Annotated in this window: 11 protein-coding genes; 4 read left to right on the top strand and 7 right to left on the bottom strand. The window is 64.0% G+C overall.

All coding sequences use genetic code 11. The annotated features are described in order from the left end of the window. Window positions 1–189: 189 nt before the first annotated feature. Window positions 190–1,491 (top strand): OprD family porin, encoded by a 1,302-nt coding sequence (locus ACSSVC_RS19650; RefSeq protein ID WP_346634413.1) that lies wholly within the window; start codon window positions 190–192, stop codon window positions 1,489–1,491. A gap of 70 nt (window positions 1,492–1,561) precedes the next feature. On the opposite strand, the gene ACSSVC_RS19645 is transcribed toward ACSSVC_RS19650, so the two are convergent. The 7 genes from ACSSVC_RS19645 to ACSSVC_RS19615 all read right to left on the bottom strand — a co-directional run bounded on the left by ACSSVC_RS19645 (window position 1,562) and on the right by ACSSVC_RS19615 (window position 9,825). Next, entirely contained in the window at window positions 1,562–2,497 is a 936-nt protein-coding gene (locus ACSSVC_RS19645) for a carbohydrate kinase family protein (RefSeq protein WP_404940020.1), read from the bottom strand. A gap of 13 nt (window positions 2,498–2,510) precedes the next feature. After that, window positions 2,511–4,004, bottom strand: coding sequence for a xylulokinase (xylB, locus tag ACSSVC_RS19640; RefSeq protein WP_492611223.1), 1,494 nt, complete (start codon window positions 4,002–4,004; stop codon window positions 2,511–2,513). Continuing rightward, on the bottom strand, window positions 4,004–5,503 hold the full coding sequence (locus ACSSVC_RS19635; protein WP_446440523.1) for a mannitol dehydrogenase family protein: 1,500 nt from the start codon (window positions 5,501–5,503) through the stop codon (window positions 4,004–4,006). Before ACSSVC_RS19635 ends, xylB begins: the two co-directional genes overlap by 1 nt. Window positions 5,504–5,520: 17 nt before the next feature. Beyond that, a complete protein-coding gene (locus ACSSVC_RS19630; protein WP_492611222.1) occupies window positions 5,521–6,624 on the bottom strand; it encodes an ABC transporter ATP-binding protein in 1,104 nt (367 codons plus the stop codon). A gap of 23 nt (window positions 6,625–6,647) precedes the next feature. Beyond that, window positions 6,648–7,478, bottom strand: coding sequence for a carbohydrate ABC transporter permease (locus ACSSVC_RS19625; RefSeq protein WP_346634417.1), 831 nt, complete (start codon window positions 7,476–7,478; stop codon window positions 6,648–6,650). A gap of 10 nt (window positions 7,479–7,488) precedes the next feature. Next, window positions 7,489–8,415, bottom strand: a complete 927-nt coding sequence (locus ACSSVC_RS19620; protein ID WP_404936888.1) for a carbohydrate ABC transporter permease — start codon at window positions 8,413–8,415, stop codon at window positions 7,489–7,491. Between the two features lie 138 nt (window positions 8,416–8,553). Continuing rightward, window positions 8,554–9,825, bottom strand: coding sequence for an ABC transporter substrate-binding protein (locus ACSSVC_RS19615; protein ID WP_492612578.1), 1,272 nt, complete (start codon window positions 9,823–9,825; stop codon window positions 8,554–8,556). A gap of 389 nt (window positions 9,826–10,214) precedes the next feature. Here ACSSVC_RS19615 and ACSSVC_RS19610 point away from each other — a divergent pair, with 389 nt between their 5' ends. The 3 genes from ACSSVC_RS19610 (at window position 10,215) to ACSSVC_RS19600 (ending at window position 14,102) form a co-directional block, all read left to right on the top strand. After that, window positions 10,215–11,237: an AraC family transcriptional regulator gene (locus ACSSVC_RS19610; RefSeq protein WP_346634419.1), complete on the top strand. Its 1,023-nt coding sequence runs from the start codon at window positions 10,215–10,217 to the stop codon at window positions 11,235–11,237. A 424-nt stretch (window positions 11,238–11,661) separates the two neighbouring features. After that, window positions 11,662–13,326, top strand: a complete 1,665-nt coding sequence (locus ACSSVC_RS19605) for an AMP-binding protein (protein WP_404936887.1) — start codon at window positions 11,662–11,664, stop codon at window positions 13,324–13,326. Window positions 13,327–13,340: 14 nt separating this feature from the next. Further along, window positions 13,341–14,102 (top strand): SDR family NAD(P)-dependent oxidoreductase, encoded by a 762-nt coding sequence (locus ACSSVC_RS19600; protein ID WP_346634421.1) that lies wholly within the window; start codon window positions 13,341–13,343, stop codon window positions 14,100–14,102. Window positions 14,103–14,110 lie beyond the last annotated feature (8 nt).

Genomic DNA, 14,110 nt, shown 5'->3' with positions numbered 1-14,110 from the left:
GAGGAATGGCTGCCGGCGCTGCGACCGAGGAGTCAGACTAAAGTCGAGTTGGGGTGGGTGGGGCCATCTGCCATCATTGGCGGTCTTCATTGATTCAATCAATTCAACTTGTGATCGCTGATTCGCAGGATGGATTTCACCTGGGTCTTTCTTTACCTCGCGTCACTGATTTTCTGCTGGAGCCCGTTCATGCGTCCCCCTTTTCCTTTACTCAATCCGTGCCCACTCCTGGGCCTCGGAGCGGTCGTCCTGTGCGCAGGATTTGCCCCGCTGGCCCAGGCCGACGGCTTTTTCGAGGACAGCAGCGCCAAGCTGGAGTCACGTACGGTCTACTTCAATCGGGATTTTCGCGACGGTCACACCAGCACTGACCAGGGCGCTTCCAAGCGCGAAGAGTCGGCCCAGGGTTTCATCCTCAACCTGCAATCGGGGTACACCGAAGGCACCGTGGGTTTTGGCCTGGATGCCTTGGGCATGCTGGGCATCAAGCTGGATTCCAGCCCGGACCGCAGCAACAGTGGTCTCTTGCCTTCCAGCGGACATGACCCACGGGGTTCTGCGGATCAGTACGCCAAGTTGGGCTTGACCGCCAAGGTGCGGATGTCCCAGACCGTGTTCAAATACGGGGCGCAACTGCCGGACCTGCCGTTGCTCAAGTACAACGACGGGCGCCTGCTGCCGACGATGTTCAACGGTGCCGTGCTCACCTCCAAGGAGGTCAAGGGCCTGACCCTGACGGCCGCGCGCCTGAACCAGTACACCGCCCGGGATTCCACCGATGCCCAGGACATTCGCGTGCATTGCAAGAACAAGCGCTATGCCTGCAACACCACGGCGGACCACTTCGACACCTATGGCGTGGACTACAAGTTCAATGAGCGCCTGACCGGCCAGTACCACTACGCCGAACTGGAAGACATCTACCGCCAGCATTTTGTCGGCCTGTTGGCCAACCAGCCGCTGGGCCCCGGCGTATTGAAGGGCGACCTGCGCCTGCTCAAGAGTGCCGACAGTGGCGCCGAGCGCGCCGGCAGCATCGACAACCGTGCCTTGAGCACCCTGCTTGGCTACAGCCTGGGCGGCCATGTGTTCAGTGCCGGCTGGCAGCGTATGTATGGCGACAACTCGATGCCTTACCTCGATGGCAGCAACCCGTACCTGGTGAACTACGTCCAGGTCAACGACTTCGCCGCGATCCAGGAACGTTCCTGGCAACTGCGCTACGACTACGACTTCAAGGCGCTCGGCCTCAATGGCTTGAGCTTCCTGACCCGTTACGTCAGCGGTGACCACATCAAGGTGCCGGGCAGCCTGCGTGAAGGTCGTGAGTGGGAGCGCGACAGCGAGCTCAAGTACGTGGTGCAGAGCGGCACCTTCAAGGACGTGAGCCTGCGCCTGCGCAACGCCACTTACCGCAGCAACTACCAGAAGATTGCCCGTGACATGGACGAGACCCGCCTGATCGTCAGCTACAACTTCTCGCTGCTCTGACCAAGGCCCAGGAAAAGCACCACGGTGGCACTGAGTGTTGCAGGCGCTGGCTTGCCAGCGAAGGCGGCGCCTAGAGTTGATGACGGTAGGGCAGGTCGGGACCGGTCTTGCTGCAGGTGAGGGCCGCGGCGCGCACGGCAAAGCGCAATTGGGCGTCGATCTGTTCGCGGCTCAGCCGTTCCAGGCCTTGCGGTGAATCCAGCCCGTGCTCGGTGAGCCAGGCGATCAACGCCGCCTGGAAGGTGTCACCGGCGCCCACGGTGTCAGCCACTTGCACCTGGGGCGAGGCCACCGACCAGCTGCCATGCCGTGCACTGAATACTGTGGCGCCCTGGCTGCCACGGGTCAGGAACACCAACTGCGCATGCTCTTGCAGCCAGCCCTGGATCAGTTCCTCGGGCGCCTGCCCGGGATACAACTGGGCCAGGTCTTCGTCGCTGACCTTGATCAGGTCGGCATGCTGCACCAGTTCACCGATACGTTGACGCCACAGCTGGATATCCGGCTGCGGGTTGAGGCGCACATTGGGATCGAGACTGATCAGGCGCCGCCCCCGCTCGCGGCGCACCAGGGTCAGCAGGGTGTCGGCAATCGGTTGCACCACCAGGGAAAACGAGCCGATATGCAAGCCGCGCACGCTCGGGTCCAGCTCCGGCAAGTGCTCCTGCAGAAGCTGGCGATCGGCACAGCCTTCGCCACGGAAGCTGTAGTGGGGCGAGCCGTCGGCGCCGACCGCCACCATGGCCAGGGTGGTGGGGGCGTCGAACTCGTGCAGGTATCGGGTGTTCACCCCTTCGTCCTGCAGCACCCGTCGCAGGCGCTGGCCCAGGTAATCCCGGGACAGCCCGGCCAGCAGCGCCACGTCAATACCCAGGCGGCGCAGGCCCAGCGCTACGTTGAAGGGTGAGCCCCCGGCAATGGCCTGGAACTGCACTTTATTGGCTTGGGTACTTGCGTCATCGACGCTGAAAAAATCGAACAGTGCTTCGCCACACACCAGATACATAGTCATTCGCTCTTCAAAGGGTTGCCAGATGCTGTTGATAGCGTTCATACGCGGTCTCGTAGGCCTTCACCTGTTCGGCCCGGGGCCAGGTCTGGCTGTCGAGGTCGAGGCTCACGCAGCGTTCACAGAGTTGCGCCAGGCTAAAGGCCGGGTCCGTTTGCCGTCCATGGCACCAGGCGGCCTGGATCGCCGCACCCAGGGCGGCGGCTTCGGCTTCGCGGGTGCAGATCACCGGGGTGTGCATGATATCGGCGACCATCTGCCGCCACAGCGGACTTTTTGAGCCGCCGCCGATCAGGCGGATGCTCTGGCTTTGCAAACCATTGGCCCGCAGCAGGTCGAGGCCGTAGCGCAGGCCGAAGGTGGTGCCCTCCAGCACCGCGCGGCACAGGTTGGCCTGGGTCAGGTTGTCCAGGGTCATGCCCTGCAGGCTGCCACGGGCGTGGGGCAGGGCGGGGACCCGCTCGCCATTGAAGAACGGCAGCAGGCACAAGCCCTCGGCGCCGATCGGCGCCTGGCCCGCCAAGCGGTTGAAGCTGTCCAGGTCCAGGTCCAGCAGTTGCCGCACCAGGGTGGTGGCGTTGGTCAGGTTCATGGTGCAGACCAGCGGCAGCCAGCCACCGCTGGAAGAGCAGAAGGACGCCACCGACCCATGGCTGACCAGCGGCTGCTCGGCATAGGCATACAGGGTGCCGGAAGAACCCAGGCTCATGGTGATGATGCCGGGCTCGATAGTGCCGGTGCCGATGGCCCCGAGCATGTTGTCGCCACCGCCGCTGGCCACCAGGGCCTGGGGGTTGATGCCCAGGAGCCCGGCTATCTGCGGCAGTATCCGACCCACCGGCTGCTGGGCCTGGATCAGTTCCGGCAAGGCACGTTCCAGGCGTCCGTCGGAGTCGATATGGGCCAGCAGGGCCCGGTCCCAGTCACGGCTGCGGACATTGAAGTAACCGGTGCCGGAGGCGTCGCCGTATTCGCTGCAGCAGCGCCCGGTCAGCCAGAAGTTGAGGTAATCGTGGGGCAGCAGGATATGGGCGATGCGCTGGAACACGGCGGGGTGCTGCTCCCGGGTCCACAACAGCTTCGACAGGGTGTAACCCGGCGCCAGGGCGATACCCAGGCGCTCCAGGGAGCCTTGCTCGCCCCCCAGGTGATCCAGCAGGCGCTGGTTCTCGTCCACGGTTTCGGTGTCGCACCAGAGCTTTGCCGGGCGCAGCACCTGGCCCTGATCATCCAGCAGCACCAGGCCGTGCTGCTGGCCGGAGACCGCGAGGCCAAGAATGTCCCGGCCATCGACTCCGGCCGCTTGCAACGCCTGGTGGGTGGCACTGATGCAGGCTTGCAGCCATTGTCCGGTGTCCTGCTCGCGACGGCCGTTGGCGCCGCTGATCAGGCTGTGGGGCGCGGCGCCCAGGCCCAGGACGGCGCCGCTCTGGCTGTCGAGGATCAGGGCCTTGGTGCCTTGGGTGCCACAATCGATACCCAGGTACAGCGCGGCGGTGCTCATCATGCGCTCCGTGATGGACGCGCCGGCTTCGCCAGCAGGCGTTCCAGGGTCTGGCTGACGCCGTACTCGCGCAGACTGTTGAAGCAGCGCTCAAAGGCTTCGACGAACTCGGCGGACCTGGGAATTGCTGGGCCGAAGATTTCCTCCACCCCCAGCAGGCGCTGGGTCAGCAGGGTATCGTCCGCCACCAGGGCCTGGCAGAACTCGGCCCGTGGATCGGGAATCCTGTAGCTCACGCCGTTTTCGTCCACGCCCCGCAGGTACAGGGCCCAGGCGGCGACCACCAGGGCCGCGCGTTCGGTATCGCGGCCATCGGCGATCAGGCGGTTGAGGGTCGGCACGGTGAACTTTGGAAACTTCGACGACCCGTCGCTGCACACCCGTTCCAACTGGTCGGCGATGGCCTGATTGGAAAAGCGCTGGACCAGCGTGTCCTTGTAGGCCGCCAGGTCAATGCCCGGCACCGGCGCCAGTTGCGGGGTCACGTCCAGGTCCATGTAGGCGCGCATGTAGGCGACGAACAGCGGATCGTTCATGGTTTCGTGGACGAAGCGGTAACCCTTGAGAAAGCCCAGGTAGGTCAGGGCCAGGTGGCTGCCGTTGAGCAGCTTGATCTTCATCTCTTCGTAGGGCGTGACGTCGTCGGTGAACTGCACGCCCACCTGTTCCCAAGCCGGGCGGCCGTTGACGAACTTGTCTTCCAGGACCCACTGCACAAAGGGCTCGCACACCACCGGCCAGGCGTCGTCGATGCCGTGCTGGTCGTGCAGTTGCAGACGGTGGGCGGTGCTGGTCATGGGGGTGATGCGGTCGACCATGGCATTGGGAAAGCTCACCTGGGTGGCGATCCAGTCGTGCAGGTCGGCGTCGCGCCGGGCGGCAAAGGCCAGCAGCGCCTTGCGGGTCACGGCGCCGTTGTGGGGCAGGTTATCGCAGGACATCAGGGTGAAGGCCGCAATGCCCGCGGCGCGACGCTTGGCCAGGGCAGCACAGAGGAAGCCGAACACGGTGCGTGGCTGTTGGGGATAGGCCAGGTCGTGCTGGATCTGCGGCAGGTGGATCATGAACTCGCCGCTGCTGTCATCGATGCAGTAACCACCCTCGGTGATGGTCAGGGAGACGATGCGGATCTGTGGGCTGGCCAGCTTGTCGATCAGCGCTTGGGGGCCGTCTTCGGCCAGCAGCATCTGGCTGATGGAACCGATCACCCGCACTTCATGGTCGTCACCGTCCCCCAGTTCGAACAGGGTGTAGAGGCAGTCCTGGCCCGCCAGATCGTCCCGGGCGCGGCGGTCTTCGGGGCGCAGGCCGACCCCGCAGATGCTCCAGTCCAGGCCCCAGCCCTGGTTCATCAGGGCGTCGGTGTAGTAGGCCTGGTGCGCCCGGTGAAAACCGCCGACGCCGATGTGCACGATGCCCTGGCGGGTGTCGGCGGCACTGTAGGCAGGCACCTGCACCTGGGGCGGGAGCTGGTTGAGGTTGAAGCGATTGAGTTTCATGCATGGGCTCTCGGTAATCAGGCGGCGGCGCGCAGGGAACGGGGAACAGCGACGCCTTGGGCATCGAACAGGTGGCAGTGCTCCGGGTCCAGGCGCAGGTGCAACTGCTCGCCGTAGCGGCTGGCCAGATCGCCGCGGATGCGCAGGGTCAGTGCCTCGCCGGAGGCGCTGAGCACATGGCAGAAGGTGTCGCTACCCAGGCGCTCGGCAACATCGGCGGTGACGTGCAGGCTGCCGGGGCCGGGCTCGCCCAGTTCCAGGTGTTCGGGACGGATGCCCAGGGTCACCGGGCTGCCGACCTGGAGTTGCGGATGGCTTTGGCTCAGGCGCAGGCGTGCCCCGGCCTGCAGTTGCACCTCGCAACCCTGACCGTCCACCTGGCTGACGCTGCCCTTGAGAAAGCCCATCTTCGGCGTGCCGAGAAAGCCTGCGACAAACAGGTTGGCGGGGTGGTGATAGAGCTCCAGGGGCGAACCCACCTGTTCCACCCGACCGCCGTTGAGCACCACCACCTTGTCCGCCAGGGTCATGGCTTCGACCTGATCGTGGGTCACGTAGATCATGGTGGCCTGCAGCTCCTTGTGCAGGCGTGCCAGCTCCAGGCGCATCTGCACCCGCAGTGCGGCGTCGAGATTGGACAGGGGTTCGTCGAACAGGAAAATCTTCGGGTTGCGCACAATGGCCCGGCCGATGGCCACGCGCTGGCGCTGGCCGCCGGAGAGTTGCTTGGGCTTGCGTTCGAGCATCGGACCCAGTTCGAGAATGCGCGCCGCTTCATCGACCTTCTTCTGCACCTGGGCCTTGTCGACCCCGGCCAGGTCCAGGGCGAAGGACATGTTCTTGCGCACGCTCATGTGCGGGTACAGGGCGTAGGTCTGGAACACCATGGCCAGGTCGCGCTTGGCCGGGCTGACTTCGGTGATGTCGCGCCCGTCCAGTTCGATGCTGCCGCCGCTGACTTCCTCCAGGCCGGCAATCAGCCGCAACAGGGTGGACTTGCCGCAGCCCGAGGGGCCGACGAACACCACGAATTCCTTGTCGTTCACCTCAAGGTCGATGCCCTTGATGATGGAAAAGCCTTCAAAGCCTTTTTGCAGATTGTTGATTTTCAGATGGGCCATGACGGGCCTCCACTTTGAATGGGTTATTTCACTGCGCCGAAGGACAGGCCGCGCACCAGTTGCTTCTGGCTGATCCAGCCGAAGATCAGGATCGGCGCGCAGGCCAGGGTCGAAACCGCCGAGAGCTTGGCCCAGAACAGCCCTTCGGGACTGGAGTAGGACGCGATCAGCGCGGTCAGCGGGGCGGCATTGGAGGAGGTCAGGTTGAGCGACCAGAAGGCTTCGTTCCAGCACAGGATCAGTGACAGCAGCGCGGTGGAGGCCAGGCCGCCCTTGGCAATGGGCATAAGCACCCGCAGCATCTCCTGGGCCAGGGTGGCGCCGTCCAGGCGAGCGGCTTCGAGGATGTCCCGGGGGATGTCCTTGAAGTAGGTGTAAACCATCCACACCACGATCGGCAGGTTGATCAGGGTGTAGATCAGGATCAGCGCGATGCGGGTATCCAGCAGGCCGAAACTCTTGGCCAGGAGGTAGATGGGCATGAGCACCCCCACCGGTGGCAGCATCTTGGTGGAGAGCATCCACAGCAGGGTGCGCTTGGTGTTGCGGGTCTCGTAGAAGGCCATGGAGTAGGCCGCCGGCACCGCGATCAGCAGGCACAGAGCCGTGGCGCTGAAGGAGATCACCACCGAATTCCAGGCGAAGGACAGGTAATTGCTGCGTTCGTTGATGTGCAGGTAGTTCTCAAGCGTTGGCGTGAAGATGAACTGCGGCGGTGTGGCGAAGGCATCGATCTCGCTCTTGAAGCTGGTCAGCACCATCCAGAAGATCGGGAAGAAGATCAGGATCGCGATGGCCCAGGCCAGGGTGCCCAGTAGCAGGCTTTGCAGGCGTCGGGATTGTTGCAGGGTCATGGCGGGCACCTCAGCTCTGGTCAGTCAGGTTCTTGCCGATCATCCGTACCAGGATGATCGCGGCGATATTGGCGATGACCACGGCGATCAGGCCGCCGGCGGAAGCCATGCCTACGTCGAACTGCACCAGCGCCTGGTTGTAGATCAGGTACGCCAGGTTGGTCGAGGCGTAGCCCGGGCCGCCGTTGGTGGTGGTGAAGATTTCGGCGAAGACCGAGAGCAGGAAGATGGTTTCGATCATCACCACTACGGCGATGGGGCGCGCCAGGTGCGGCAGGGTCAGGTGCCAGAAGATTGCGATGGGGCCGGCACCGTCCAGGCGCGCGGCCTCTTTCTGTTCCTGGTCCAGAGACTGCATGGCGGTCATCAGAATCAGGATGGCGAACGGCAGCCACTGCCAGGAAACGATGATGATGATCGACAGCAGCGGGTAGTGGGCCAGCCAGTCCACCGGCTGGGCGCCGAACAGTTTCCACAGCGCTGCCAGAATCCCCGAGACCGGGTGCAAGATCAGGTTCTTCCAGATCAGTGCGCCCACCGTGGGCATGATGAAGAACGGCGAGATCAGCAGTACCCGGACAATGCCCCGGCCGAGGAACTCGCTGGCCTCCAGCAGGGCGCTGATCAGCACCCCGAGTACCACGCTGATCAGCAGCACGCTGCCCACCAGCAACAGGGTGTTGGTGGCTCCGGGCACAAAGCCCGAATCGCTGAGGAAGTAGCTGAAGTTCTCCAGGCCCACGAACTGGTTTTCGCCGGGGTACAGCAGGTTGTAGCGGATCAGCGAAAAGTACAGGGTCATGCCCAGGGGCACGACCATCCACAGCAGCAACAGCGCCACCGAGGGGCTGACCAGGAACCAGCCGGGGTTGGCCAGGCGACGCTTGCGGGGGGCCGCCTGCGCTTGCAGATGGAGCTTGGCAGTCGAGGTATTCATGGTGATCACAACCCGTTGGGTACAAGAGTGCGCGACAGCGCGCTGGCATTGTCGGCGGACGGTAGGAGCTGGCTTAAGGGCCACGCAAGGTTCACAGGCCCCTTCGCCGGCAAGCCGGCTCCTACAGGAAGCGCCGGGTTATTTGGGGTAGCCGGCGCGCTTCACTTCCCGCTCGGTGGTCTGCTGCGCCGCTGCCAGGGCCTGGTCCACCGTGGTCTGGCCGATCAGCGCCGCGGAAAACAGCTTGCCGACCTGGGTGCCAATGGCCTGGAACTCGGGAATGGTCACCAACTGGATGCCGATGTAGGGCACCGGCTTGAGGGTCGGCTTGCTCGGGTCCACCGCCTTCAGCGATTCCAGGGTGATTCGGGCGAACGGCGCGGCGCTCATGTAGGCCTGGCTGTAGGTGGAGGCGCGGGTGCCCGGTGGCACGTTGGCGATGCCGTCCTTCTCGGCCACCAGGGCTGCGTATTCCTTGGAGGTGGCCCAGGTGGTGAAGGTCTTCGCGGCGTCCTTGGCCTTGGAACTGGCGGGGATCGCCAGGGACCAGGAATACAGCCAGGCGCTGCCCTTGTCGGTGACCTGATGCGGCGCGTAGGTGAAGCCCACGTGCTCGGCGACCTTGCTCTGGCTCTTGTCGGTGACAAAGGAGCCGGCCACGCTGGCGTCGACCCAGATCGCGCACTTGCCGCTATTGAACAGCGCCAGGTTTTCATTGAAACCGTTGCTCGAGGCCCCGGGCGGGCCGGACTTCTTCATGTTGTCGACATAGAAGCTCAGGGCGTTCTTCCATTCAGGCCCGGCGAACTCGGGCTGCCATTGTTCATCGAACCAGCGTGCGCCGTAGCTGTTGGCCAGGGTGGTGATCAGGGCCATGTTCTCGCCCCAGCCGGCCTTGCCCCGCAGGCACAGGCCGTACTGTTCCTGTTCGGGCTTGTTGAGCTTGGCGGCGAATTCGCCGATCTGCTCCCAGGTCGGCCGCTCCGGCATGCTCAGGCCGGCCTCCTTGAACAGGTCGGTACGGTAGTAGGTCATGGAACTTTCGGCATAGAACGGCAGGGCGTAGAGGGTGCCCTTGACCGACAGCCCTTCACGGACCGAAGGGAAGACATCGTCCAGGTCATAGGCCGCGGGCAGGTCCTGCATCGGTTGCAGCCAGCCCTTGGCGCCCCAGAGCGCGGCTTCGTACATGCCGATGGTGAGTACGTCGAACTGACCGCCCTGGGTGGCGATGTCGGTGGTCAGGCGCTGGCGCAGGACGTTTTCTTCCAGCACCACCCAGTTCAGCTTGATCTCCGGGTGCCGGCTCTCGAAGGTTTTCGACAGCCGTTGCATGCGGATCATGTCACTGTTGTTGACGGTGGCGATGGTCAGGGTCTGGGCGCCGAAGGTGATGCTGCTGAGGGTCATGCAGGTGCTGAGGAGCAGGGCTTGGGTGCAAGTTTTCATCGGTCACTCCACTTCTGCGCCAGTGCTGGCGACAGAAGGACGGTTATTGTTGTTATGTCTTCCGCCAGAGAGGAAGAATGTGGGCTGATTACAGCCCTCAAACGCGGCGCTGACAAATCGTCCATGACACTTGAATTGATACTATTTTGCACTGACGTGAGGCGGCGCTCAGGCATCGGATGCTGGTTTGCGGGGCCTGTCTCGGGTTGAACCCGCTATGGAGTCCGTGAATCCGTATCGGTTTCAAGCTGATCCGGAAGGCGACACTTAGCCCAAAGCCCACTGGCTTTTTCCCGATCACTGCCTAAGATGGCCGTCCTAACCCCAGATCCAGGAAAGCCTTGGTCCCGATGTCCGAAAAAGACACCATCTCCATGCAATTGGTGCGTGAGGCGCTGCTGCAAAGCTGCGCTCCAGGCGCGGCCACCGATGAAGTGCTGCTCAAGGTCGGCATCGACCCGGCGGGCTTGCAGCAGGGCAGGGCACGGGTCCCGGCCAGTGCCTATGCGCGGCTCTGGCGCCTGCTGGCCCGGCGTCTGGACGATGAGTTCTTCGGTATGGACCCGCGCAAGCTGAAATCCGGCAGCCTGGCCTTCCTCTGTCGCTCGGCCATGGCCCAGCCGACCCTGGCCACGGGGCTGGACTCGGTGCTGGGCTTTCTGTCGCTGATGTTCGAGCGCCTGCCGGCGCAACTGGTGCACCAGCAGAGCCTGGCGGAAATCGTCCTGCTGGAGGATGAACACGAGCCGCAGCGGGCCTTTACCTACTTCACTTACTGGATGATCGTCCACGGTGTGGCCTGTTGGCTGGCGGGCCGGCGGATTCCGATCCTGGCCATCGAACTGCGTTGCCCCCAGCCGGATTTCTGCGACGACTACCGGGTGATGTTCTCCGACAACCTGCGCTTTGACCGGCCGCGCACGCGGATGATCATCGCCGCCGACTGCCTGGACCTGCCCATCAAGCGCAGCGAGGCGGAGCTCAAGCGCTTTCTGGCCCATGCCCCGGCCAATATCCTGGTGAAATACCGCGATCCCGAAAGCCTGGCCAGCCGCATCAAGCAGCAACTGCGGCAACTGCCGGGGGAACAGTGGCCGGAAAGTGAAAGCCTGGCCCAGAGTCTGTGCATGTCCGCCTCGACCCTGCGCCGGCGCCTGGCGGAAGAGGGCCAGAGCTACCAGGCCCTCAAGGACAGCGTGCGCAAGGAACTGGCGATTGTCTGGCTGGCGGAGCCGCAACTGAGTTTCGCCGAAATAGCCGGGCGCCTGGGGTTTGCCGATACCAGCTCGTTCTACAAGGCGTTTCGCAAATGGTCCGGTTCCAACCCCGGACACTACCGTAGCCTGATCCTCAACGACCCGGACCTCTCGTAGGAACCGGCTTGCCGACAAAGGGGCCGCGCGCCCTGCGCCGCCCCGGCCGACGCCTTCGCTGGCAAGCCAGCTCCTACAGCAGTCAGATACACCGTGCAGCTCCCCGTAGGAACCGGCTTGCCGGCGAAAGGGCCCTTGAGCCCTGCGCCGCCCCGGCCGACGCCTTCGCTGGCAAGCCAGCTCCTACAGCAGTCAGATACACCGTGCAGTTCCCTGTAGGAGCCGGCTTGCCGGCGAAGAGGCCCGCAAGCCTCGCACCACCCCGCGCTGCCCCGGCAATCTCGCCGGGGCAGCGCGGGCGCTTGGCCAAACCGGTCACGCAACTTGATAGCTTTGACCATTGTTCCGCGAGGGCTCTGGCGCCAGTATTTCCCTGATTTTCATGAGGTTCCCATCCTAATAAGAACAGTGAGGGATTCTGGCAATGCGCAACTACCTGTCCGCTATCAAAGAGTTCAACTATCAGCACACCGTCGAGGCCGCCCTGGCGGGCTCGCTGTCGGCACTCAATGCCTGTGTCGAATGTTGTGACCGGCATGCATTGCCCGGTCGTATTGCGCTGTTCTGGGAAGGCCGGGACGGCAGCAGCGCTACCTACACCTTCACTGAACTGCAGGACCAGGCCGCACGCCTGGCCAACTTCCTCTTGGCCCAGGGGGTCGGCAAGGGCGACAAGGTCGCCGGACTGTTGCCGCGCAATGTCGAACTCTTGATCACGGTGCTTGCCACCTGGCGTATCGGCGCGGTGTACCAGCCGCTGTTCACCGCCTTTGGCCCCAAGGCCATCGAGCATCGCTTGAACAGTTCGGGGGCCAAGGTGGTGGTCACTGACGGGGTCAACCGAGCCAAGCTCTTGGAAGTCGCCGATTGCCCCACCGTCGTCACCGTGGGAGGCGCCAAGGGCCAGGGCATCGTGCGCGGCGACTTCAGTTTCTGGGCCGAGCTGGAGCAATACCCGGCCCAGTGCGAGCCGCTGCTGCTGAGCGGCGAAGACCCGTTCCTGCTGATGTTCACCTCAGGCACCACCGGCCCGTCGAAAGCCCTGGAAGTGCCGCTCAAGGCCATCGTCGCGTTCCAGAACTACACCCGCGACGCGGTGGACCTGCGACCTGAGGATGCGTTCTGGAACGTCGCCGACCCGGGCTGGGCCTACGGCATCTATTTTGGCGTCACCGGGCCCCTGGGCCTGGGCCATCCGATCACCTTCTATGACGGCCCCTTCACCCTGGAAAGTACCTGCCGGGTGATCAACAAGTACGGCATCACCAACCTCACTGGTTCACCTACGGCCTATCGCCTGTTGATTGCCGGTGGCGACCGGTTCGCCGCTTCGATCAAGGGGCGTCTGCGCATCGTCAGCAGCGCCGGCGAGCCGCTCAACCCGGAAGTGATTCGCTGGTTCGCCGAGCAACTGGACGTGGTGATCCATGACCACTACGGCCAGACCGAGCTGGGCATGGTGCTGTGCAACCACCATGGCCTGGAGCATCCGGTGCATGTGGGCGCCGCCGGTTTCGCCTCGCCGGGCCACCGCATCGTGGTGCTGGACGAAGAGTATCGGGAGCTGGGCGTGGGCCAGCCGGGGATTCTCGCCATCGACCGCAGCCAGTCGCCGATGTGCTGGTTCGCCGGTTACGCCGGGGTGCCGACCAAGGCCTTTGTCGGCGATTACTACCTCAGCGGCGACACCGTGGAGTTGAACCAGGACGGCAGCATCAGCTTTGTCGGCCGCAGCGACGATGTGATCACCACTTCCGGCTACCGGGTCGGCCCTTTCGATGTGGAAAGTGCCCTGATCGAGCACCCAGCGGTGGTAGAAGCGGCGGTGGTGGGCAAGCCCGACCCCGAGCGTACCGAGCTGGTGAAAGCCTTCGTGGTGCTCAGCGAGCAGTACCGCGCCACCCCGGAGTTGGCCGAGGAGTTGCGTCAGCACGTGCGTAAGCGCCTGGCGGCCCATTCCTACCCCCGTGAAATCGAATTTGTCAGCGACTTGCCGAAAACCCCCAGCGGCAAATTGCAGCGCTTTATCTTGCGCAACCAGGAAATCGCCAAGGCTCAAGAGGCCGCGGCGTCAACAGCTACCGCATGAACAGGATTTGAATGATGGACATTGCAAACCAGGTGTTTCTCGTCAGTGGCGGTGCGTCCGGCCTCGGTGCCGCCAGCGCCGAAATGCTCGTCGCCGCCGGCGCCAAAGTGATGCTGGTGGACCTCAACGCCGAGGCCGTGGCGGCCAAGGCCCAGCAACTGGGCTGCCAGAGCGTGGTGGCGGACATCAGCCAGGAAACGGCGGCCGAAGCGGCGGTGCAGGCCACGGTCAAGGCCTTTGGCGGCCTCAACGGGCTGATCAACTGCGCCGGCATCGTGCGTGGCGAGAAGGTCCTCGGCAAGAACGGCCCCCACGCCCTGGCCAGCTTCAGCCAGGTGATCAACGTCAACCTGATCGGCAGTTTCAACCTGTTGCGTCTGGCGGCGGCCGCCATCGCCGAAAGCACCGCCAATGCCGAAGGCGAGCGCGGGGTGATCATCAATACCGCCTCCATCGCGGCCTTCGACGGGCAGATCGGCCAGGCCGCCTATGCCGCCTCCAAGGGCGCCATCGCCAGCCTGACCTTGCCGGTGGCCCGTGAACTGGCACGTTTCGGCATCCGGGTGATGACCATTGCCCCGGGGATCTTCGAAACCCCAATGATGGCCGGCATGAGCGATGAAGTACGGGCCGGTCTGGCCGCTGGCGTGCCGTTTCCGCCACGCCTGGGCAAACCCGCCGAGTACGCCGCGCTGGTGCGGCATATCATTGAAAACAGCATGCTCAACGGCGAGGTGATCCGTCTCGACGGTGCCTTGCGCATGGCCGCCAAGTAAGGAGGATT

This window comes from Pseudomonas sp. E1BtOHC1 (assembly GCF_058744285.1).
The sequence above is the reverse complement of the archived record's forward strand: the minus strand, read 5'-3'. Positions and strand labels throughout refer to the sequence as shown.